Origin of the sequence: Streptomyces sp. NPDC060049, from assembly GCF_042736715.1 — a bacterium.
GTDB lineage: Bacteria > Actinomycetota > Actinomycetes > Streptomycetales > Streptomycetaceae > Streptomyces.
The window spans coordinates 184,314-205,068 of the sequence record NZ_JBHWVV010000003.1; the positions used below are offsets into that span (position 1 = coordinate 184,314).

The window sequence follows — 20,755 nt, forward strand, 5'->3', positions numbered from 1 at the left end:
TTCCCCTCGGCCTTGCACGTGGCTCCCCCGCCGTAAATACATGATCGAATCTACTGCGTCCCGTGGTGTCGGCGTGACAAGTTCAGCACGCAGCGCTATGTCGACTTGGCAACTTGGCGAAAAGTATTCGATCAGGAAGCGTTCCGCTCCGCTACCCGTGCGGGAAGCGCGCTGTCCGGCCATGGCCAGTACTCATAGGGTCAACGACCCCCTGTGGCGCTGCAGTCGCTGATGGTGAGGAGGCCGACGGGACATTCCGGCAAGAGGGGTGACCTGCCGGGAAGTTGGCTGAAAACATGCGGGTGTGGATGTGCGAATCGGTCAGTCGTGAGAGGACAATCCGCCGGAACCGGGACATCCCCGGTTGGTGGAACCCCCCGCGCGCGAGTGCCGGCCCCGGTGGACGGGCGCCGGGCGGTCCTCCACGAGCACCCCGGCGGCTCTCCGCCCCTCCTTCTCGGAATGCCGCAGCAGCACCCGGCAGGCGGCCGTCACCGCGGCCAGGCCCAGCGTGGCCACCGCCGCCCCGCCGAAGGAGGTCCCGTAGACGACGAGGACGACGGGCACGAGCAGGCAGCTGAAGGCGGCCCAGCGGACCACGTCACCCGCGGGGTCGTCGTGGGGGTGCCTCGCGGGGTGCACGGACGAGTGAAGGGGGAAGGGCGGAGTGTGGACGGACTGCGTCGGCTGAGCGGGCGACTGAGCGGGCTGGACGGGGTGTACCGGATGGCCGGGCACGGCGTGCTCCCTGCGGGCTCTTCCTGGACGGTCGGACTCGTGTCCAACGCCGGGCGGAGCGGCTCGGTCACTGCGCGCACGGGTGGCGCGCACCCGACGCGCAGTCATTCGTCACTGGCTGTAGGGGACAGCGGACATTGCCAAGGAGCCGTCGCTGCGACATGCTCCCTTGGACGCTCTCCAAGGGCGGCATGCCCTGTGCAGCACAGGAGTGTCGCCGTACCCTGGTGGGTATGGGCTTGGGAAGATGCTTCCCGGACAGAGCTCGGTCACACTGAGTTGCCGTTTCGTGAATCATCACCGCTCAATCCGTCGCTTCCGCCTACTGTCGCCCCGCCGCCTTGTCCCTTCCCCCGAGGACCTCTTCGCCGAGACATCATGGCCGGTCACGAATTCTCCGAACCCGCGGACCGCAAGCGCAAACGCCTCGCCGACCCCGAATCGGCCGACCTGCGCGCGGTGGAACAACCGCGCCATCCCTGCGACCCGGCCTTCCGGCACGGCGTCGTGGTGGGCTTCGACGGATCCACGTCCAGTGAGCGCGCCCTCGCGTACGCGATCGGCATGGCCCGTCGCTCCGGATCCGGACTGATCATCGTCCACGTCGCCAACCGGCTGCCCACCACGGTGTGGGCCGGCTGCGAGCCGCCGGTCTTCGTGGACGTGCCGGACCACCGCACCGAGGTGCTGGGTCTGGAGCTCGCCTGCGCCGACTACCTGTCCGAGGTCCCGTGGATCCTCGTCGAACGCGGCGGGGACATCTGCCACGAGCTCGAGGAGGTCGGTCGGGAGTATTCGGCCGATGCCATCGTGGTCGGTTCCACGCACGGGATCGTCGGCCGGATCTTCGGTTCGGTGGCGGGCCGGCTCGCAAAGCGGGCGCAGCGACCGGTTGTTGTCATCCCGTAACCGTCCGTATGTCGATTGTGTGGTTGTGAACCCCCATGTAAGGGGTAGATAAAGGCTGCTGGGACGCAGCAAACAACTGCAGATCGAAGGGAGCCCGCCGTGGACAATGGTGTCTCTGCGGGAAGCACGGCCTCGACTTCGACCCTCGGGCACATCGCCCTGGGTCTCACCCTTCTCGCGTTCGGTATCGGCCACACCGGGATCATCGACGGCGTGTCCGTGGCCAACTCCGTGTCGCTCGCGACCTTCCTCGGCGGCCTCGCCCTGTTCGTCCTCGGGATCCTCGAATACCGCGGCGGCAACGGCTTCAACGGCACCGCCTTCGCGGGTATCGGAGCCCTCTGGTTCACCTGGGCCAACGGCGCCGACGGAAAGGTTTCGGCGCACGCGGCCGGAATGTTCCTCGTCCTGTTCGCCATGCTCGCGCTGACCCTCACCGCGGCGGCCTCGCGCGGGCTGTTCGGTCAGGGCGTGTACGGACTGTTCACCCTCTCCCTCGTCCTCCTGGCGATAGGCACCTTCGCCGAGGCCGACGGGCCGGCCAAGGCGGCCGGCTGGGTGGCGGCGCTCTCCGGACTGCTGGCCTGGTACGGGGCCACGGCGGCGCTGGCGAGCTGGCCGATGGCGCTCGGCAGGCGTTCGCGCGGCGCGGTCGCCGCGGGCTGACGGCCCGGGCACACGAAGAGGCCCCCGGGGGATCCGTCCCCCGGGGGCCTTCCTCGTGCGCGGCGCGCGGTCCGGCGGTGCGGCCGGCGGTGCGGCTATTCGACCGTGACGGACTTGGCCAGGTTGCGCGGCTTGTCGATGTCCCGGCCCAGGGCCAGGGCCGTGTGGTACGCCAGCAGCTGCAGCGGGATGCCCATCAGGATCGGGTCGAGCTCGTCCTCGTTCTTGGGCACGAGGATCGTGTGGTCGGCCTTCTCCTGCTCACGGTGGGCGACCGCGAGGATCCGGCCGCTGCGGGCCTTGATCTCCTCCAGCGCCGCGCGGTTCTTCTCCAGGAGGTCGTCGTCCGGAACGATCGCGACCGTCGGCAGCGAGGGCTCGATCAGGGCGAGGGGCCCGTGCTTGAGCTCGGAGGCCGGGTAGGCCTCGGCGTGGATGTAGGAGATCTCCTTGAGCTTCAGGGAGGCCTCCAGCGCCACCGGGTAGCCCCGCACGCGGCCGATGAACATCATCGACTTGGCGTCGGCGTAGTCGGCCGCGAGCTTCTTGATGTCCTCTTCGCCGTCGAGGATCTCCTGGATCTGCGCGGGCAGCTTGCGCAGGCCGTCGATGATCCGCTTGCCGTCGGTGACGGACAGGTCGCGGATGCGGCCCAGGTGCACGGCGAGCAGCGCGAAGGCCACGACGGTGTTGGTGAAGCACTTGGTGGAGACGACGCAGACCTCGGGGCCCGCGTGGACGTAGACGCCGCCGTCGGCCGCGCGGGCGATCGCGGAGCCGACCACGTTGACCACGCCGAGGACGCGTGCGCCCTTGCGCTTGAGCTCCTGCACGGCCGCCAGCACGTCGTACGTCTCACCGGACTGGGAGACCGCGATGTAGAGGGTGTCGGGGTCCACGACCGGGTTGCGGTAGCGGAACTCCGAGGCCGGCTCGGCGTCGGCGGGGATGCGGGCCAGGCTCTCGATGAGGCCCGCGCCGATCATGCCGGCGTGGTACGAGGTGCCGCAGCCCAGGATCTTGACCCGGCGGATGCCGCGCGCCTCGCGCGGGTCCAGGTTCAGTCCGCCCAGGTGGACGGTGTTGAAGCGGTCGTCGATCCGGCCGCGCAGGACGCGGTCGACCGCGTCGGCCTGCTCGGAGATCTCCTTGTGCATGTACGTGTCGTGGCCGCCCATGTCGTAGGAGGCGGCCTCCCACTCCACGGTCTCGGGCGTGGCGGTGGTCGTCGTACCGGAGGTGGTGTAGGTCCGGAAGTCGTCGGCCTTCAGGGTCGCCATCTCGCCGTCGTCGAGGGTGACGATCTGGCGGGTGTGGGCGACGAGCGCGGCGATGTCCGAGGCGACGAACATCTCCTTCTCGCCGATGCCGAGGACGACGGGGGAGCCGTTGCGGGCGACGACGATGCGGTCGGGGAAGTCGGCGTGCATGACGGCGATGCCGTAGGTGCCCTCGACGACCTTCAGCGCCTCGCGGACCTTCTCCTCGAGGGTGTCGGCCTGGGAGCGGGCGACGAGGTGCACGAGCACCTCGGTGTCGGTCTCGGAGAGGAAGACGATGCCGTCCGCCTCCAGCTTCGCGCGCAGCTCGGAGGCGTTGTCGACGATGCCGTTGTGCACGACGGCGACCTTGAGGTCGGCGTCCAGGTGCGGGTGGGAGTTGATGTCGCTCGGGGCGCCGTGGGTGGCCCAGCGGGTGTGGGCGATGCCGGTGGTGCCGGCGAAGCGCTTGGGTACCCGGGACTCCAGCTCGCGTACGCGGCCCTTGGCCTTGACGACCTTCAGGGCCGCCGCCTTCGGGCTGTTGACGACGATGCCCGCGGAGTCGTAGCCGCGGTACTCCAGTCGCTGCAGGCCCTCCAGCAGCAGCGGTGCCACGTCACGCTTGCCGATGTAACCCACGATTCCGCACATAAGGTATTTCCCCTCCTGAAGTTCGAATGCTCTCTTGCCGCTGCCCGCGTCCCGGGCGGGGGTCCTGCTCAGCCGTAGACGATGCGGCGCAGTTGCCGCAGCGACAGCTCCGGCGGCGCCACGGCCCGGTGCGGCAGCTCGGCCGCGATCCGCTCGAAGATGTCCGCGTTGACCGCGCCGCCGGACTGGAGCTCACGGTGGCGGCGGCGGACGAACTCCTCGGTGCTCTCGTCGAAGTAGGCGAGCACGTCGAGCACCACTCGGGCGGCTTCGCCCCGCTGGAGCGAGGTGCTGCGCACCAAGTGGTCGACGAGGTCGTCGTGCGACGGGCGGCGGTCGGGCATCCGTCGATATTGGCGGTAGGAGCTGCAGAACGCAAAGATCCTGCCCGGAATCGGGCAGGATCATGCTGGTCTGGACCAACGAACGCCTTCATTTGGGTCGCGAATGCTTAGAAATGTCCCAAAATCGCAGCTTTGGCGGAAGTGAACTCCTCACCCGTGAGGATCCCCGCCTGGTGCAGCTCTCCCAGCTCGCGCAGCCGCCGCAGCAAGACGTCGTGGTCGGCCGCCCCGGCGCCGGCCGGCTCCGCCGCGCGGTCCGCCGCCGGGGCGGGCGCCAGGGCCGGCTTCGGCTCCGGCGGGGCCTCGGGGTCCGGCGCCGCCGGGTGCGGCATGCGCACTGCCACGGCCGCCGCGACCAGCGCCATCAGCGGGTCCTTCTTGAATCCGAACAGCTCCACCGCGCACGGGTCGTACTTCGGCGGCGGCGAGGTCGCCGGGGATCCGGCCAGGGTGAAGCGGATCCACCCGTTCTCCAGGCCCCGGGACGGGGCCCACTCCACCGACCGGACGTCCGCGACCCGGAACTCGCGGGCACCGCCGGACCGTTTCGCCTCCTCCGTCGTCCAGTTCCAGTCCAGGGACACCCGGTCCCCGTCGAAGGCCACCGTCCCGTCGCCCGCGCCCACCGTGATCGGCACCGCCGGGCCGGGCAGGAGGTAGGAGTCCGCGGGTCCCGGGTCCACCTGGTCGAGCAGCAGGGCGTTGCGCACCTCGTCCACGAAGTACTCCGCGACCCCCGACCGGTCCGACTCCACGGCCAGCCGGTAAGGATCGGAAGCCTCCGGCAGCCGCCCGCCCGTCACCTGGAGGAGGGGGTCCGCGCCGTCACGCAGCCGCAGGCGCAGCCGGCCCGCCTTGCGCCCCGGTTCGTAGGAGATCCCGGCCAGCGCGCGCAGCGGCACGAGCACCTCGCCCAGCGTCTGGCGCAGCAGTCCCACCCCCTTGTCGCGGCCCGGCACGATGCGTACCGCGTCCCCGTCGAAGGTCCATGTGCCGTCCTTCTGGATGATTTCCGCCATCCCCGGATTCTCGCACCGCCCTGACGGGCCCCGTTGGCCTATACCTGGGCGCATGAGAGTCCCGCGACGCGTCCTCGCCGCCCTCCTCGTCCTCGCCGCCGTCCCCGCGGCCTCCTCCTGCGGCGCCGCGCGCGGGGACGACGCCCGCCCCGGGGACGAAGCCCCCGCCGCGCCCGCCCCCTACGAACGGCTCCTGCCGGCGCCCGCCTCCGCGCACGCCGCGGGCCCCGGCTACGCCTTCGGCCCCGGCACGGTCATCCGTACCGGCCTCGACGGCGACGAGGAGGTCCGCAGGGTCGGCGAACTCCTCGCCGAACAGCTGCGCGGCCCCAGCGGGCTGCCGCTGCCCGTGGTGGACGGCGCGGAGGGCGACGGCATCCGGCTCCGGCTCGACGAGGAGGCCGAGGGTGCGGGGAAGGAGGGGTACCGGCTGGAGTCCGGCCCCGGCGGGATCACCCTCACCGCCCGCACACCCGCCGGGCTCTTCCACGCCGGCCAGACGCTGCGCCAGCTGCTGCCCGTGTCCGGACCCGGGACGGTGCCCGGCGGGACGGTCACCGACGCGCCGCGCTTCGCCTACCGGGGGGCGATGCTCGACGTGGCCCGCCACTTCTTCTCGGTGGAGCAGGTGAAGCGGTACGTCGATCAGCTCGCGCAGTACAAGGTCAACACCCTGCACCTGCACCTGACCGACGACCAGGGGTGGCGGATCGCGATCGACTCCTGGCCGAGGCTGGCGGAGCACGGGGGCGCGGGCGAGGTCGGAGGCGGTCCCGGCGGCCACTGGACGAAGGACGACTACCGGGATCTCGTCGCGTACGCGGGGGAGCGGTACGTCGACGTCGTCCCGGAGATCGACATGCCGGGCCACGTGAACGCGGCGCAGGCCGCCTACGCCGAGCTGAACTGCGACGGCAAGCCGCGGGAGCGCTACACCGGGACCAAGGTCGGCTTCAGCTCCCTGTGCGTCGGCAAGGAGCGGACCTACGAGTTCATCGACCAGGTGCTCGGGGAGATCGCGGAGCTGACCCCCGGCGCGTACCTGCACATCGGCGGCGACGAGGCGCACGCCACGCCGGCGGCGGACTACGCGGCCTTCATGGACCGGGCGCAGGCGGTGGTGGCGCGGCACGGCAAGACGGTGGTGGCCTGGCACCAGCTCGCGACGGCCCGCCCGGCGGCCCGCGCGGTGCTCCAGTACTGGGGCCACGACCGCACGCCGGCGCCCGAGAAGGCGGCTGTGGTGGCAGCGGCCAAGGCGGGCCACCCGGTGATCCTGTCCCCGGCGGACCGGCTGTACCTGGACATGAAGTACGACAAGGCGACGGGGCCGGGTCTGGCCTGGGCCGGGTACGTACCGGTGCGCAGGGCCTACGACTGGAACCCGGGGACCTACCTGGCCGGTGTCCCGGAGTCGGCCGTCCTGGGCGTGGAGGCACCGCTGTGGACGGAGACCATCGGGACGCGCCCCGACCTGGAGTACATGGCCTTCCCGAGGGTGCTCGGCCTCGCGGAGCTGGGCTGGTCGCCGGCCGCCGCCGGGAACTGGGCCTCGTACCGCCTGCGCCTGGCGGCCCAGGGCCCGCGCCTGGACGCCCAGGACGTCAACTACCACCGGGCTCCGGATGTGCCGTGGTCCTGAGGGCGCCGGCTTGTACCTGCCTTCAGCCCTGGCGTCAAGCCACGAATCCATGTGACATGACGCCGCCCTGGGTCTGGGGTTTATTTGAAGCAGGTCCTCACCGGGAAACCCCGAAGAAAATGAGAGGCCGAAAAACATCGAGTAAATACCCGAATGGAGAAACCGAAATGAAGCTTTCCCGCAAGATGATGCTGACCGTAGCCACGATGACCCTCGCCGGCGGAATTGCGCTTCCGGCCACCGCGATGGCCGCCCCGGCCCAGGCTTCGACGCACACGCAGCAGGTGACGACGAAGAACTGCCACAAGAAGCCGGGTAAGTGCAAGATCCAGGTACCGAACACGCCGAACACCCCGAACACCCCGAACACGCCGAACAGCCCGGGTGGCGGCGCCAATACCCCGAACACCCCGAACACGCCCAACTCTCCGAACACCCCGGGTGGTGGCGGCGCTAACACCCCGAACACCCCGAACACGCCCAACTCTCCGAACACCCCGGGTGGTGGCGGCGCTAACACCCCGAACACCCCGAACACGCCCAACTCTCCGAACACCCCGGGTGGTGGCGGCGCTAACACCCCCAACACCCCGAACACGCCCAACTCCCCGAACACCCCGGGTGGTGGCGGCGCCAACACCCCCAACACCCCGAACACGCCCAACTCCCCGAACACCCCGGGTGGTGGCGGCGCTAACACCCCCAACACCCCGAACACCCCCAACTCCCCGAACACCCCGGGAGCCTGAGCCGAGCCCACAAGCAGCCCCTACACCCCCAGCAGTCGAGGTGATGCACTGACCACATGACGGCGCCGCGCAGTGAAGACACTGCGCGGCGCCGCCTTGTGATGTGAGGAGCGAATGCGCCTACGGCGTGTTCGGCGTATTCGGCGTGTTCGGGGTATTAGGAGTGTTGGGGGTGTTCGAGGAGTTGGGTGTGTTGGGGGTGTTGGGCGTGTTCGGGGTGTTCGGGGTGTTCGCGCCGCCACCCGGCGTGTTCGGCGTGTTCGGCGTGTTCGGTGTGTTCGGGGTGTTCGCGGAGTTGGGCGTGTTGGGGGTGTTGGGCGTATTCGGGGTGTTAGGCGTGTTCGGGGTATTCAGCGAGTACGGCGCGTACGGTGCGTAGGGCGCATACGGCGAGTACGGCCCGTATGCCGCGCCGTCGGTGGTCGGCTTGAATTCCTGATTCCCTGCCGCCTTCTCCAACAATGCCTGGAGCCCGGTCTGGGGAAGGTGCGCGAGGCGCGGCAGTCGAGGAAGCCGCGGGAGCTGAGGAAGCCGGGGGAGCCGCGGCAACTGAGCGGTGTGCCGGAGCTGCGACGTGGCGATCCCCGGTGTGAGCGGCGTCGGCGGTGTCTGCACGCCCTGCGCGCTCACTCCGTTGGAAGACCGGCCGCCGTGGCCCATCGCGTCATCGGCGTGAGCACTCCCCGCGCCCAGGACGGCCAGGCTTCCCACCGCCACAGTGGCGATCACGACCTGCTGGAGCTTGTGCATGAATACCTACCCTCCGTGCTTCGGAATTCGCGCCCACTGATTACCTGGTGCAAGCAGGCGGTCACAAAGTACACACGGGGGAGGATCCTTCCCCGGCAGGAAGAACGCGTCGCCCTCTCCATCACCCGTTCGTCGCCCGGCGGGGAATTCGGGGGCGGGTATCGAGGGACCGCATCGATGCCCGCCCCTTGTTCACCGTCGGGCGAAGGGCGCGACGGGGTTCTCGAGGGTGCCGATCAGCTGGAGGGCGGCCGACGGGTCGGCGAGGTCGACCATCTGCTTGTTGTTGCGCAGCTGGAGGCGGTTGAGGCAGGACAGCTGGAACTCGTCCGCGAAGAGGTCGTAGCGGGCGAAGCGGTCCGCCAGGGCCGGGACCGAGTCCTGGTAGTCGTGGGCGCAGTCGGCCACGGCCTTCCAGAAGGTGTCCTCCTCGCAGATGCCCTCCGAGACCAGGATCGAGCCCAGGAAGCGGAAGAAGCAGTCGAAGACGTCCGTGAAGATCGACAACAGCTTCATGTCCTCCGGAACGTCCGCCCGGACCCGCTCCACGGCCGGCGGAAGGACCGCGTCCGGGTCCATGACCACGATCTCCTCGGCGATGTCCTTGAAGATCGCCCGCTTCACCACGCCGTTCTCGATGACGAGGATCGTGTTCTCGCCGTGCGGCATGTAGGCGAGGTCGTACTGGTAGAAGCAGTGCAGCAGCGGGACGAGGTAGGCGCGCAGGTACGGGCGCAGCCACTCCGCCGGGGTGAGGCCCGACTCGGCGATGAGGGCGCCGACGAAGGACCTGCCCTCCGAGTCCACGTGCAGGAGCGAGGCCATCGTCGCGAGGCGCTCCCCGTCCCGGAGCGAGGCCACCGGGGACTCGCGCCACAGCGCGGCCAGCATCTTGCGGTACGGGGAGTAGCGGTCGGTCGCGCGCTCGTACTGGCGGTGGTGGTAGCCGATCGCCGCCCGCTCGCGGATGATCGAGAAGTTCAGCGACCGCAGGACCTCGTCCGACTGGATCAGCTGGTGCAGCCAGTCGTTGATGGCCGGGGTGGCCTCCATGTAGGCGGCGGACAGCCCCCGCATGAAGCCCATGTTGAGGACCGAGATCGCCGTCTTGACGTAGTGCTTCTCGGGGGCGCTGGTGTTGAAGAACGTACGGATCGACTGCTGGGCCAGGTACGCGTCCTCGCCCTCGGCCAGCAGGACCAGACGGCGGTTGGCGATCTCCGCGGCGAAGGTGACCGTGGTCTTGTTCCACCACTGCCAGGGGTGTACCGGGAAGAAGTGGTAGTCCGCCGGGTCCAGGTCGAGGGCCCGCAGGGAGGCCTCGAACCGTTCGACGGCCGGCTCGCCGAGCTCGGCGCGCATGAAGGAGTCGTGGTCCAGGCCGGCGCCCGCCGTGAAGGTGGAGACGTCCTTGCGGGCCGCGACCCACACCAGGTGGACCGGGCTCGCGGTCTCCGGGGCGTACGAGAGGTACTCGTGGACGCCGAAGCCGAGGCGGCCGTTGTTGGCGACGAAGCAGGGGTGGCCCTCGGTCATGCCGGTCTCGATGTCCTGGAAGGAGGACTTCGCGAGGACGGCGGCGGAGGTCTGCGGCTTCGTGTACTTGAAGCCCGAGCCGGCCAGGGTGGAGGAGATCTCCTCCAGGTAGACCGGAAGGACTTCCGCGCCGAGACCCAGGGAGTCCTTCAGCTCGATGTGGAAGTCGATCGCGTCCAGGGGCAGTTCGGCGCCCTCCCGGTGACGGGTGAGGGACGCCTCGTCCACCGCCCAGTGGTCCAGGGCGTGGAGGGCGGCCGTGAAGCGGTACTCGACGGCACCGTCGTCGCTGAGGACCGAGTAGCGGTTCCCGCCCAGCGGCTTCGGGGTCAGCAGGCGCTCGTGCGAGAACTCGGCCAGGGCCTTCCTCACCAGGGCGCGGTTGGCGCGGGCCCACAGCTCGGGGGAGAGGTGGGCGACGGCGTCGGTGAGGCTCATATCGACGCTCCCGTGGTGAGGCCGGTGGCGGCTTCGAACTGCTCGCGGGTGCAGAAGCTCAGCAGGGCTTCCTTCTCCGGCTTGGCGACCGGGCCGTCCGGCACGAAGCCGACCGCCGCGTTGAGCGCGTGGACGGCCGTGTTGCGGACGTCGGGTTCCACCACGACGCGGCGCGTCGCCGGGTCCGCGAAGAGGGCCGCCATGACGGTCGTGATGACCGCCCGGGTGAATCCGTGCACGGGGGTGTCGCTGGGGGCGACGAGGAAGTGCATGCCCACGTCCCCGGGCTGTGCGTCGTAGAGGCCGACCAGCTCCAGCTCGCTGGGATCGTAGCGCTCCATCAGGAAGGCGGGGCGGCCCTCGTGGAGGCCGATGAAGGCGTCGTGGTGCTCGTGGGCGGCGATGCGCATGTACTCGCGCTCGACGTCCGGCAGCGAGGCCTCCTGCATCATCCAGAACGACGCCTTGGGGTGGGTGACCCAGCCGTGCAGGAGCTCGGCGTCGGCGAAGGGGTCCAGCGGCCGGACGGCGAAGGAGCCGAGGGCGTCGGTGCGGGTGAACCAGTGGTCGGTGGTGGTGCTCATGCGAGGGCGCCTTCCGGGGCTGCGAACTGCTGGAACGCGATGGACTTCTCGACCTTGTAGTACTCGCGGCCGAGGAGCTCGCCGATGATGTAGGCGTTCCGGTAGGCGGCCATGCCCAGGTCGGGCGAGGTGATCGAGTGGTTGTGGACCGTGCCGTTCTGGAGGAACACGCCGCGGCCGGTGGTGTCGATGCTGTAGTTGCGCGCCGCGTCGGGGCGCCCGTGGCCGTCGAAGTTCAGGCGGTCGCGGACGGGGTCCAGGAACGGGGGCAGGGAGTACTTGTAACCCGTCGCGAGGACCAGGCCCTCGGTGGCGAGGGAGAAGTCGCGCTCCTGCTCCTCCTGGCGCAGTCCCAGCGTGTACGTGCCCGTCGTGGTGTCGTACGCGGCGGTGTTCAGCGAGGTGTTGGTCAGCAGGGTGGTGGGGACGGGGCCCGGCGAGGTGACCTTCTTCTGGTAGAGCATGTCGAAGATGGCGTTGATGAGCTCGCCGTCGATGCCCTTGAACAGGTTCTTCTGCTGGGCTTCCAGGCGGTAGCGGGTGTCCTCGGGGAGCGCGTGGAAGTAGTCCACGTACTCGGGGGAGGTCATCTCCAGCGTCAGCTTGGTGTACTCCAGCGGGAAGAACCGCGGCGAGCGGGTGACCCAGTTGAGCTGGTAGCCGTGCACGTCGATCTCGGCGAGGAGGTCGTAGTAGATCTCGGCGGCGCTCTGGCCCGAGCCGATCAGGGTGATCGACTTCTTCTTCTGCAGCTCGGCCCTGTTCTGCATGTAGGCGGAGTTGTGGGTGAAGTCGCCGCCGAGCCGGGCGCACGCCTCCGGGACGAAGGGCGGGGTGCCGGTGCCCAGGACCAGGCGGCGGGCCAGGTGGGTGTCGCCGCGGTCGGTGTGGACCTCGTACAGGGCCGCCCGCTCGTCGTAGGTGACCTCGGTGACCGAGGTGGAGTACTCGACGTTGTCGAGGCGGTCGGCGGCCCAGCGGCAGTACTCGTTGTACTCGGCGCGCAGCGGGTAGAAGTTCTCCCGGATGTAGAACGAGTACAGCCGGTCCTTGTCCTTCAGGTAGTTCAGGAAGGAGAAGGGCGAGGTCGGGTCGGCGAGGGTCACCAGGTCCGACATGAAGGGGGTCTGGAGGTGTGCGCCGTCCAGGAACATCCCGGCGTGCCACTCGAAGTGCGGCTTCGACTCGATGAACAGGCCGTCGAGCTCGTCGATCGGCGCGGTCAGGCAGGCGAGTCCCAGGTTGAAGGGACCGAGGCCGATTCCGATGAAGTCGCGGATCTTAACGGTGGACGGCAAGGGATTCTCCCAGGAACTGCTCGGCGTGTGCGGCGAGAAGGTCGAGGACGGCCGCGATGTCGGCCGTCGTGGTCTGCGGGTTGAGGAGGGTGAACTTCAGGTACTGCCGGCCGTCGACCTTGGTGCCGGCCACGACGGCCTCACCTGAGGCGAACAGGGCCTTGCGGGCGTGCAGGTTCGCCTCGTCCACGAGCTCGGCGGGCGCGTGGCCGTCGGGGACGTAGCGGAAGACCAGCGTGGAGATCTGCGGCTTGACGACGACCTCGTACCGCGGGTCGCTGTCGATGACGTCCCAGCCGGCCGCGGCCAGGTCGACGACCTCGTCGAAGAGCGAGCCGATGCCGTCGGCGCCCATCACGCGCAGGGTCATCCACAGCTTGAGCGCGTCGAAGCGGCGGGTGGTCTGGATGGACTTGTCGACCTGGTTGGGGATGTGCTCCTGCGCCATCCGGCGCGGGTTGAGGTAGTCCGCGTGGTACGTGGCGTGCTTCATGGTGTCGCGGTCGCGGACCAGCAGGGCACTGGAACTGACCGGCTGGAAGAACGACTTGTGGTAGTCGACCGTCACCGAGTCGGCCAGCTCGATGCCGTCGAGCAGGTGCCGGCGGGTGGGGGAGACCAGCAGTCCGCAGCCGTACGCGGCGTCCACGTGCATCCAGGTGGAGTGCTCGGCGGCAAGGCGGGCGATCTCGGGGAGCGGGTCGATGGACCCGAAGTCGGTGGTGCCGGCGGTGGCGACGACGGCCATCGGGAGGAGGCCCTCGCGGGCGCAGTCCTCCAGTTCCAGGGCGAGGAGCGAGGTGTCCATCCGGCGGTTGCGGTCGACGGGGACGCAGATGACGGCCTCGTAGCCGAGTCCGAGCATGGCGGCCGACTTCTGCACGCTGAAGTGGCTGGCCTCGGAGGTGAAGATGCGCAGTCTCGGCAGCACTTCGGACTTGGGCAGCTCGCGGGCGCTGTTCTGCACGGCGTTGCGGCAGGCCTCGTCGCGGGCCAGGAGCAGGGCGTGGAAGTTCGACTGGCTGCCGCCGGAGGTGAAGACGCCGTCCGCGTCGGGGCCGAGGCCGATGCGCTGCGCGGTCCAGTCGACGAGGCGGCGCTCGATGAGCGTGCCGCCGATCGACTGGTCCCAGGTGTCGAGGGAGGAGTTGACGGCCGACAGGACGGCTTCGCCGAGCACGGCCGGGATGACGACCGGGCAGTTGAGGTGGCCGAGGTAGCGCGGGTGGTGGAAGTAGACGGCGTCGCGGAGGTAGACCTCTTCCAACTCGTCCAGGGCGGCGGCCGCGTCTTCCAGCGGTGCGTCCAGGTCGATGCCGGCGATGACCGGGGCGAGCGCGTCGACGGACATGCCGGTGTGGGGCCGTTCCGTGGTGGCGAGTTTGGCCGCGACGCGCGCGACTCCCTCGGTGACGGAGCGCCGGTAGAGGTCCGCGGTCGTCTCGTTGAGCAGATGCTGACGCATCAACTTTCCTCCGGGCAGGGGGAGAGGGCGGGGGGTGCGTTACTTAGGTTAGCCTAACCTAAGTACCCCGCCAAATGGAGATGGGCCCCGGCCGAAGCCGGAGCCCATTCCAAGTGTTCCCAGCCGGACGGCCGTTGCGGCCGGGCTGTGCGTCAGCGGATCCGTGCGCGGGTTTCGCGGGTCCTGCGGGGTCCTCCGCGTCAGAGCGCTGCCGTCACGTCCTCGCTGGGCGCCCGGCCCGCGTAGGCCTCCGCGAGGAGCTCCTCCTCGCTCGTACCGAGCCGCCAGTAGCCTGTGAAGCGCACCGCACGCCGGTCGACGCCCCGCTCCTGCACGAAGTGCCTGCGCACCGCCCGGATCGTCGCGGACTCGCCCGCGATCCAGGCGTACGGGGCTTCGGCGGGGCTCCTCCCGTCGGTGGACGGGGGCGTTTCGGCCGCCCGGAGCACCTCGAGCAGCCGCTCGGTGCGCTCCCGGCCCGCGCCGGGCTCGCGGACGATCCAGGTGATGTCCGCGTCGTCGGGCGCCGACAGGACCAGCCGGTCGTCCTCGTGCGGGACTTCGAACCAGGCCTTGACCCGGGCGCCGTCCGCCAGCCGGTCCAGGATGGCGGCGGCGGCGGGCAGCGCGGTCTCGTCCGCGTACATCAAGATCGTGTCGGTGGCGGCCGGCGGCTGGAAGCGTACGGACTTGTTCTCCGCCACGGCGGGCCCGATCGCCATGATCCTGCGGCCGGTCACCGCGCGGCCCGCCCACGCGGATGCAGGGCCCGTGTCCCCGTGCAGGACGAAGTCGATGTCGACCTCGTCCGCGCCCTCGGGCGTCCGCCGCTGCTCGCGGACGGTGTAGGAGCGCATGACCGGGCGCTCCTCGTCGGCCATCGCGCGCCAGTCCGCGAACCAGGTGTCCTCGCCCGTGGACGGCAGCACGGTGTGCTCGCGGCCGGCGGCCGGCAGGAACAGGGAGAGGCTCTGGTCGTAGCCGCCCGAGCGGAAGTCCGCGAGGGACTCGCCGCCGAAGGTGACCCGCAGGAAGGAGTGGCCGAGGCGGCGGGTGCGCACCACCTCGAGTGCGAAGAACCGGAAGTGCGCGACGGCCGGAACGGCGTCGGGTGAGGCGGCGGTCATGCGGAGGGTTCCCCCTGCTGATCGGTGCGATGGCGGGCGACGGCAGGCGGCCCCGGCGCCCGGGTGGGGCGCCGGGGCCGGTCGGCCTGGGGTCAGCCGACCTTCTTGGCGCTCTGGATCGACTTCGCGAGGTCTTCCAGGATCTGCGCGCACTTCTCGTACGAGTAGATCGGCTCGGTCACGCGCGGGGTGACCTGGTTCGCCTTGACGGCGGGCAGCTCGGCCCAGGTCGGCTTGGCCTTCAGCTCGGTCGGCTGCAGGGTGCCGGTGCGGTTGTCGAGGAGGACGACGTCGGCCTTGTACTTGCCGGCGTTCTCCCAGCTGAGGCTCTCGAAGAAGCCGCCCTCGTCCGTCTTCTCCGGGTTGACGAACTCGACGCCCAGCGACTGGAAGTACTTCAGGTCGGCGGAGGTGGCGGCGGTGGAGACGTAGAACAGGTCGGCGGAGCCGGATCCGACGAGCACCTTGATGCCCGGGTTCGCCTTGGTGGCCTCGCGCAGCTTCGCGGAGGCCGCCTCGAAGCGGGCCTTGCCGTCGACGGCCTTCTTGGCGTTCAGGTCGGCACCGAGGGACTTGGCGAGCTCGGCGGTGCGGGCCAGTGCCTTGTCCATCGTGACGTCGCCGCCCACGCCGATCGCGGCGGCCGGGGCGAGCTTGAGGATCTTGTCCTTGGAGGCCTCCGGCACGTACCAGTACGTGCCGTCCCAGGTGTTGGTGACGAGCAGGTCGGGCTGGAGGGCGGCGTACTCCTCGACGTTGAACTCGTCGTAGACGTTGCCGAGGACCTTGACCTTGGAGATGTCCATCGAGCCGGCCTGGACGTCGGCCTTGCCGTCAGCGGTCTTCGTCGGGCCGAAAACACCCTTGACGTTGACGCCGTAGTCGTACAGGGCGGCGGCGGTGCCGGTGAAGGCGACGATGTTCTTCGGCGTGGACTTGGCGGACAGGTCCTTGCCGAGGTCGTCCTTGAAGGCCCACGGACCCGAGGCCGCCGCGCCCTTGCTGCCCGACTCGTCCTTCGCGGAGTCGCTGCCGCAGGCGGTGAGCGCGGCGACGAGACCGAGAGCGCCGCCCGCCGCGATGAGACCGCGGCGGGTGAGGAGGGAGGATCGGGACTTGGGCATGTCGATGTCCGCTTTCATGCGTGCCGGGCGGCCGTCGGGCCGTTCGAGAGGAAGGTTAGCCTAACCTTGGCTGAAAGCAGTAAGGGGGCCCTAAGTAAATCGGGCCCCCGGTCCTGCGGTGCGGTCCGGCGGCGTGCTGCCGCGGGCCGTTTGGAGTTTCTGGGCGAATCTAGGAGAGCCCCAACTCCCGGGCGATCAGCATGCGCTGGACCTCGCTCGTCCCCTCGCCGATCTCGAGGATCTTGGAGTCGCGCCACATGCGGGCCACGGGGTACTCGTTCATGAACCCGTAGCCGCCGTGGATCTGCGTGGCGTCGCGCGCGTTGTCGACGGCCACCGTCGAGGAGTACAGCTTCGCGATGGCCGCCTCCTTCTTGAACGGCTCGCCGGCCACGAGGCGGGAGGCCGCGTCGCGCCAGCCGATCCGGGCCATGTGGGCGCGCATCTCCATGTCCGCCAGCTTGAACTGGATCGCCTGGTTGTCGCCGATCGCCTTGCCGAAGGCGTGCCGCTCCTTCGCGTACTTCACGGACTCGTCCACGCAGCCCTGTGCGAGGCCGGTCGCGAGCGCCGAGATGGCGATGCGGCCCTCGTCGAGGATCCGCAGGAACTGGGCGTAGCCGCGGCCCTCCTGACCCACCAGGTTGGCGAGGGGGACCCGTACGCCGTCGAAGGACAGCTCACGGGTGTCCGAGGAGTTCCAGCCCACCTTGGAGTACGGGGCGGCCACGGTGAAGCCGGGGGTGCCGGACGGGACGATGATCGAGGAGATCTCCGGGCGGCCGTCGGCCTTGCGGCCGGTCACGGCCGTGACGGTGACCAGACCGGTGATGTCCGTACCGGAGTTGGTGATGAAGCACTTCGAGCCGTTGATCACCCACTCGTCCCCGTCGCGGACCGCGGTGGTGCGGGTGCCGCCCGCGTCGCTGCCCGCGCCGGGCTCGGTCAGTCCGAAGGCGCCCAGGACCTCCCCGGAGCACATCTTCGGCAGCCACTGCCGCTTCTGCTCCTCGGTGCCGAAGAGGTAGAGGGGCATCGCGCCCAGGGAGACGCCCGCCTCCAGGGTGATGGCGACGGAGGAGTCGACGCGGGCCAGCTCCTCCAGGGCGATGCCGAGGGCGAGGTAGTCGCCGCCCATGCCGCCGTACTCCTCCGGGAAGGGCAGGCCGAACAGGCCCATGCGGCCCATCTCGCGGACGATCTCGTACGGGAACTCGTGCCGCTCGTACAGGTCGCCGATCTTCGGTGCCACGACATCGTGCGCGAACGCCTCGACGGTGCGGCGGAGTTCCTCGTGCTCGGGGGTGAGCCGGTGGTCGAGGGCCATGGTCTTCGTTACTCCTTGTGGGAGAGGGCGCGGACGGTACGGGAGGGGCTGGGGCGGCCCAACTGCTCTGCCATCCACACGCTCGTGGCGGTGAGGGCGGCCAGATCGACCCCGGTCTCGACACCGAGGCCGTCGAGCATCCAGACCAGGTCCTCGGTCGCGAGATTGCCGGTGGCGCTCTTCGCGTACGGGCATCCGCCGAGGCCGCCCGCGGAGGCGTCGACGGTGGTCACGCCGTGCTGGAGCGCGGCGAGGGTGTTCGACAGGGCCTGGCCGTAGGTGTCGTGGAAGTGCACACCGATCCGGTCGGTGGGGACCCCGGCCTCGTTGAGCTCGCCCAGGAGGGCCTGGACGTGCCCCGGAGTGGCGACGCCGATGGTGTCGCCGAGGCTCAGCTCGTCACAGCCGAGGTCGAGCAGGGCCTTCGCGACGCCGACCACCTGGTGGACCGGGACCGGCCCTTCCCAGGGGTCGCCGAAGCACATCGAGAGGTAGCCGCGCACGTGCGCCCGCTGCTCCTTGGCCCGGGCCACGACGGGCTCGAACATGGCGAGGGACTCGGCGACGGTGCGGTTGAGATTGCGGGAGGCGAAGGTCTCCGTGGCCGAACCGAACACGGCGATGCGGGTGGCCCCGAGGGCCAGCGCGCGGTCGAGGCCGCGCTCGTTGGGGACGAGGACGGGCAGGGCCGCCTCCACGTCGGCGAGGAGCGGGAAGAGCTCCTCGGCGTCGGCCAGCTGGGGGACCCACTTGGGGTGCACGAAGCTGGTGGCCTCGATCGTGGTGAGCCCCGCGGCCGCCAGGCGGTGGACGAACTCCGCCTTGACGGGCGTGGGAACGGCCGTCTTCTCGTTCTGGAGCCCGTCGCGCGCGCCGACCTCGTGGATGCGGACCCGGGCCGGCAGCCCGGGTGCCGGGACGGCCATGGGCAGCCCGTTCATGCGATCTCCTCGTCCGGGGCGACCACGGCCAGGACCTGGTCCATGGCGACGGTGGTGCCGGGGGTGACGTCGAGTTCGGTCACGGTGCCGGCGTGCGGGGCGGAGATGACGTGTTCCATCTTCATGGCCTCGACGACGAGCAGGCTCTGCCCGGCGGTCACCTTCTCGCCGACGGTGACCTTGACCACCGTGACGGTGCCGGGCATCGGTGCGGCGAGCGTGTCGGCGCCGCCGCGCCCGGCGCCGCGGAGGTTCGCCTCGACCGGGTCGTGGGCCTGGACGTGCCAGGAGTCGCCGTCGCGGCCGAGCCAGGTCCCTTCGGGGGAGGCGGCGTGGGCGAAGCGGTGCGTGACGCCGTCTAGTTCGACCGTGAGGTGGTCGGGGGTGCGGTGCACGATCCGGCCCCGGGCCGGGGTGCTGGGGCTCCGCCCCAGACCCCGCGCCTCAAACGCCGACGGGGCTGGATTGGGCTGGGCGCCGCCGTCGGGTGCGGGATTCGGCTGCATCACGGAGTCGTCCCCGGCCAGCAGGAGCTCCGTGTCCGGGCCCGTCCCGAAGGGGCGGGTGCGGACCGTTACCGGGTCCTGGCCCGGGAGACGGAAGTGGTGCACGGTCCAGGCGGGAGTCCCGCCGAGGCGCCAGCCGTTGGCGGAGTCGAACGGGTCGACCCAGCCCGGCTTCGCCGAGCCGGTCACGGCGCTCCCATTCGGCCTCGTCGGCGTTCGAGGCGCGGGGTCCGGGGCGGCGCCCCGGTTTCGGGAAGGGGCGGGGTGGGGGATGGAGAGCAGGGCCGCAGCCGCGTACACCTCGTCCGGGACCCCCTCCGGGAGAAGGGACGGGAGGTCCCGCTCGACCAGGCCCGTGTCCAGGTCGCCGGAGACGACGTCGGGGTGCGCCAACAGCCTCCGCAGGAAGCCGGTGTTGGTCTGGACGCCCAGGATCACGGTGTCCGCGAGGGCCCCCCGCAGCACGCGGAGCGCGGCCGCCCGGTCAGGCCCGTACGCGATGACCTTCGAGAGCATCGGGTCGTAGGTCGACCCGGTGTCGACCCCCGCCAGCAGCCCGGAGTCCGTCCGTACGCAGCCGCCCGAGGGCTCCGACAGGGCCAGCACCATGCCGCCGGACGGCAGGAACCCCCGCGCCGGGTCCTCCGCGCAGACCCGGGCCTCGATCGCGTGCCCGGTCAGGACGACGTCCGACTGGCCGAAGCCCAGCTCGGCGCCCGCCGCCACCCGCAGCTGCTGCTCCACCAGGTCCAGTCCGGTGATCAGCTCCGTCACCGGGTGCTCGACCTGGAGCCGGGTGTTCATCTCCATGAAGTAGTACGAGGAGGGGTCGGAGCCGGGCACGATGAACTCCACCGTTCCCGCGCCGACGTATCCGCACGAGCGCGCCGCCTCCACGGCCGCCGCGCCCATCGACTCCCGCAGCTCCGGCGTCAGCAGGACCGACGGAGCCTCTTCGATCACCTTCTGGTGGCGCCGCTGCAGCGAGCACTCGCGCTCACCGAGGTGCACCACGTTCCCGTGCGCGTCCGCCAGTACCTGGATCTCGATGTGCCGGGGCCGGTCCACCCAGCGCTCCACGAGCAGCGTGTCGTCCCCGAAGGAGGACCGTGCCTCGCGCCGGGCCGCCGCGATCTCCTCGCCCAGCAGCCCCGGGTCCCGTACCAGCCGCATGCCCTTGCCGCCGCCGCCCGCCGAGGGCTTCAGCAGTACGGGCATGCCGATCTCCTGGGCGGCTGCGACCAGTTCGGCGTCCGACAGGCCGCTGCCCGAGGAGCCGGGGACCACGGGCACGCCCGCGGTCTTGACGGTCTCCTTGGCCCGGATCTTGTCGCCCATCAGGGAGATCGCGCTCGCCGGCGGCCCGATGAAGGCCAGTCCGGCGTCCGCGCAGGCCTGCGCGAAGGCCGCGTTCTCCGCGAGGAAGCCGTAGCCGGGGTGGACGGCCTCGGCGCCGGTGCGGCGCGCCGCGTCGAGCAGCCGGTCCACGGACAGGTAGCTCTCGGCGGCTGCAGCCGGGCCGATCCGGACGGCCGTGTCGGCCTCGCGGACGTGCCGGGCGTCCGCGTCCGCGTCGCTGAAGACGGCGACGGAGCGGATGCCGAGCTGCCGCAGGGTGCGGATGACCCGGACCGCGATCTCGCCCCGGTTCGCCACCAGAACAGTGCTGAACATCAGTG

General features: G+C 70.3%; 18 protein-coding genes. 5 read left to right on the top strand and 13 right to left on the bottom strand.

Translation table 11 applies throughout. The features are described from left to right. Positions 1-321: 321 nt before the first annotated feature. Entirely contained in the window at positions 322-642 is a 321-nt protein-coding gene (locus ACFWBY_RS06135) for a hypothetical protein (protein ID WP_385334417.1), read from the bottom strand. 474 nt (positions 643-1,116) lie between these two features. On the opposite strand from ACFWBY_RS06135, the gene ACFWBY_RS06140 reads away from it, so the two are divergent. Beyond that, positions 1,117-1,647: a universal stress protein gene (locus ACFWBY_RS06140; RefSeq protein ID WP_214951587.1), complete on the top strand. Its 531-nt coding sequence runs from the start codon at positions 1,117-1,119 to the stop codon at positions 1,645-1,647. Between the two features lie 99 nt (positions 1,648-1,746). Beyond that, entirely contained in the window at positions 1,747-2,313 is a 567-nt protein-coding gene (locus ACFWBY_RS06145) for a GPR1/FUN34/YaaH family transporter (RefSeq protein WP_385334419.1), read from the top strand. A gap of 95 nt (positions 2,314-2,408) precedes the next feature. Here ACFWBY_RS06145 and glmS read toward each other — a convergent pair whose 3' ends face one another. The 3 genes from glmS to ACFWBY_RS06160 all read right to left on the bottom strand — a co-directional run bounded on the left by glmS (position 2,409) and on the right by ACFWBY_RS06160 (position 5,589). Then, on the bottom strand, positions 2,409-4,226 hold the full coding sequence (gene glmS, locus ACFWBY_RS06150) for a glutamine--fructose-6-phosphate transaminase (isomerizing) (protein ID WP_385334421.1): 1,818 nt from the start codon (positions 4,224-4,226) through the stop codon (positions 2,409-2,411). A gap of 68 nt (positions 4,227-4,294) precedes the next feature. Further along, positions 4,295-4,570, bottom strand: a complete 276-nt coding sequence (locus ACFWBY_RS06155) for a hypothetical protein (RefSeq protein WP_214951593.1) — start codon at positions 4,568-4,570, stop codon at positions 4,295-4,297. A gap of 107 nt (positions 4,571-4,677) precedes the next feature. Continuing rightward, positions 4,678-5,589 carry a DUF4429 domain-containing protein gene (locus tag ACFWBY_RS06160; RefSeq protein ID WP_385334423.1) on the bottom strand — a complete coding sequence of 304 codons (912 nt, stop codon included), beginning with the start codon at positions 5,587-5,589 and terminating at the stop codon, positions 4,678-4,680. 52 nt (positions 5,590-5,641) lie between these two features. Here ACFWBY_RS06160 and ACFWBY_RS06165 point away from each other — a divergent pair, with 52 nt between their 5' ends. The 3 genes from ACFWBY_RS06165 to ACFWBY_RS06175 all read left to right on the top strand — a co-directional run bounded on the left by ACFWBY_RS06165 (position 5,642) and on the right by ACFWBY_RS06175 (position 8,359). Then, positions 5,642-7,231: a beta-N-acetylhexosaminidase gene (locus ACFWBY_RS06165; protein ID WP_385334425.1), complete on the top strand. Its 1,590-nt coding sequence runs from the start codon at positions 5,642-5,644 to the stop codon at positions 7,229-7,231. A gap of 167 nt (positions 7,232-7,398) precedes the next feature. Further along, on the top strand, positions 7,399-7,980 hold the full coding sequence (locus tag ACFWBY_RS06170) for a hypothetical protein (protein WP_385409629.1): 582 nt from the start codon (positions 7,399-7,401) through the stop codon (positions 7,978-7,980). 172 nt (positions 7,981-8,152) lie between these two features. Further along, positions 8,153-8,359: a hypothetical protein gene (locus tag ACFWBY_RS06175; RefSeq protein WP_385334429.1), complete on the top strand. Its 207-nt coding sequence runs from the start codon at positions 8,153-8,155 to the stop codon at positions 8,357-8,359. Positions 8,360-8,922: 563 nt separating this feature from the next. Here the strand turns inward: ACFWBY_RS06175 and ACFWBY_RS06180 are convergent. From ACFWBY_RS06180 to ACFWBY_RS06220, 9 genes are all read right to left on the bottom strand, one after another. Then, a complete protein-coding gene (locus ACFWBY_RS06180) occupies positions 8,923-10,704 on the bottom strand; it encodes an IucA/IucC family protein (RefSeq protein WP_385334431.1) in 1,782 nt (593 codons plus the stop codon). Then, on the bottom strand, positions 10,701-11,288 hold the full coding sequence (locus tag ACFWBY_RS06185) for a GNAT family N-acetyltransferase (RefSeq protein ID WP_385334433.1): 588 nt from the start codon (positions 11,286-11,288) through the stop codon (positions 10,701-10,703). The genes ACFWBY_RS06180 and ACFWBY_RS06185 overlap by 4 nt, the downstream gene beginning before the upstream one ends. Next, positions 11,285-12,586: a lysine N(6)-hydroxylase/L-ornithine N(5)-oxygenase family protein gene (locus tag ACFWBY_RS06190; RefSeq protein ID WP_385334435.1), complete on the bottom strand. Its 1,302-nt coding sequence runs from the start codon at positions 12,584-12,586 to the stop codon at positions 11,285-11,287. Before ACFWBY_RS06190 ends, ACFWBY_RS06185 begins: the two co-directional genes overlap by 4 nt. Beyond that, positions 12,570-14,051, bottom strand: a complete 1,482-nt coding sequence (locus ACFWBY_RS06195; protein ID WP_385334437.1) for a pyridoxal phosphate-dependent decarboxylase family protein — start codon at positions 14,049-14,051, stop codon at positions 12,570-12,572. The genes ACFWBY_RS06190 and ACFWBY_RS06195 overlap by 17 nt, the downstream gene beginning before the upstream one ends. A gap of 200 nt (positions 14,052-14,251) precedes the next feature. Continuing rightward, positions 14,252-15,178: a siderophore-interacting protein gene (locus ACFWBY_RS06200; RefSeq protein WP_385334439.1), complete on the bottom strand. Its 927-nt coding sequence runs from the start codon at positions 15,176-15,178 to the stop codon at positions 14,252-14,254. A 92-nt stretch (positions 15,179-15,270) separates the two neighbouring features. Continuing rightward, on the bottom strand, positions 15,271-16,302 hold the full coding sequence (locus ACFWBY_RS06205) for an ABC transporter substrate-binding protein (protein WP_385334441.1): 1,032 nt from the start codon (positions 16,300-16,302) through the stop codon (positions 15,271-15,273). Positions 16,303-16,471: 169 nt separating this feature from the next. Continuing rightward, positions 16,472-17,629 (bottom strand): acyl-CoA dehydrogenase family protein, encoded by a 1,158-nt coding sequence (locus ACFWBY_RS06210; protein WP_385334443.1) that lies wholly within the window; start codon positions 17,627-17,629, stop codon positions 16,472-16,474. 8 nt (positions 17,630-17,637) lie between these two features. Then, positions 17,638-18,570, bottom strand: a complete 933-nt coding sequence (locus tag ACFWBY_RS06215) for a hydroxymethylglutaryl-CoA lyase (protein WP_385334445.1) — start codon at positions 18,568-18,570, stop codon at positions 17,638-17,640. After that, on the bottom strand, positions 18,567-20,750 hold the full coding sequence (locus ACFWBY_RS06220; RefSeq protein ID WP_385334447.1) for a biotin carboxylase N-terminal domain-containing protein: 2,184 nt from the start codon (positions 20,748-20,750) through the stop codon (positions 18,567-18,569). Before ACFWBY_RS06220 ends, ACFWBY_RS06215 begins: the two co-directional genes overlap by 4 nt. Between the last annotated feature and the right edge of the window lie 5 nt (positions 20,751-20,755).

What these genes read in the sequence shown, in the direction of transcription:
- ACFWBY_RS06200 (WP_385334439.1), bottom strand. Translation starts at nt 15,178, where the DNA reads ATGACCGCCGCCTCACCCGACGCCGTTCCGGCCGTCGCGCACTTCCGG.
- ACFWBY_RS06195 (WP_385334437.1), bottom strand. Translation starts at nt 14,051, where the DNA reads ATGCGTCAGCATCTGCTCAACGAGACGACCGCGGACCTCTACCGGCGC.
- ACFWBY_RS06210 (WP_385334443.1), bottom strand. Translation starts at nt 17,629, where the DNA reads ATGGCCCTCGACCACCGGCTCACCCCCGAGCACGAGGAACTCCGCCGC.
- ACFWBY_RS06165 (WP_385334425.1), top strand. Translation starts at nt 5,642, where the DNA reads ATGAGAGTCCCGCGACGCGTCCTCGCCGCCCTCCTCGTCCTCGCCGCC.
- ACFWBY_RS06220 (WP_385334447.1), bottom strand. Translation starts at nt 20,750, where the DNA reads ATGTTCAGCACTGTTCTGGTGGCGAACCGGGGCGAGATCGCGGTCCGG.
- glmS (WP_385334421.1), bottom strand. Translation starts at nt 4,226, where the DNA reads ATGTGCGGAATCGTGGGTTACATCGGCAAGCGTGACGTGGCACCGCTG.
- ACFWBY_RS06215 (WP_385334445.1), bottom strand. Translation starts at nt 18,570, where the DNA reads ATGAACGGGCTGCCCATGGCCGTCCCGGCACCCGGGCTGCCGGCCCGG.
- ACFWBY_RS06155 (WP_214951593.1), bottom strand. Translation starts at nt 4,570, where the DNA reads ATGCCCGACCGCCGCCCGTCGCACGACGACCTCGTCGACCACTTGGTG.
- ACFWBY_RS06205 (WP_385334441.1), bottom strand. Translation starts at nt 16,302, where the DNA reads ATGCCCAAGTCCCGATCCTCCCTCCTCACCCGCCGCGGTCTCATCGCG.
- ACFWBY_RS06185 (WP_385334433.1), bottom strand. Translation starts at nt 11,288, where the DNA reads ATGAGCACCACCACCGACCACTGGTTCACCCGCACCGACGCCCTCGGC.
- ACFWBY_RS06180 (WP_385334431.1), bottom strand. Translation starts at nt 10,704, where the DNA reads ATGAGCCTCACCGACGCCGTCGCCCACCTCTCCCCCGAGCTGTGGGCC.
- ACFWBY_RS06160 (WP_385334423.1), bottom strand. Translation starts at nt 5,589, where the DNA reads ATGGCGGAAATCATCCAGAAGGACGGCACATGGACCTTCGACGGGGAC.
- ACFWBY_RS06170 (WP_385409629.1), top strand. Translation starts at nt 7,399, where the DNA reads ATGAAGCTTTCCCGCAAGATGATGCTGACCGTAGCCACGATGACCCTC.
- ACFWBY_RS06140 (WP_214951587.1), top strand. Translation starts at nt 1,117, where the DNA reads ATGGCCGGTCACGAATTCTCCGAACCCGCGGACCGCAAGCGCAAACGC.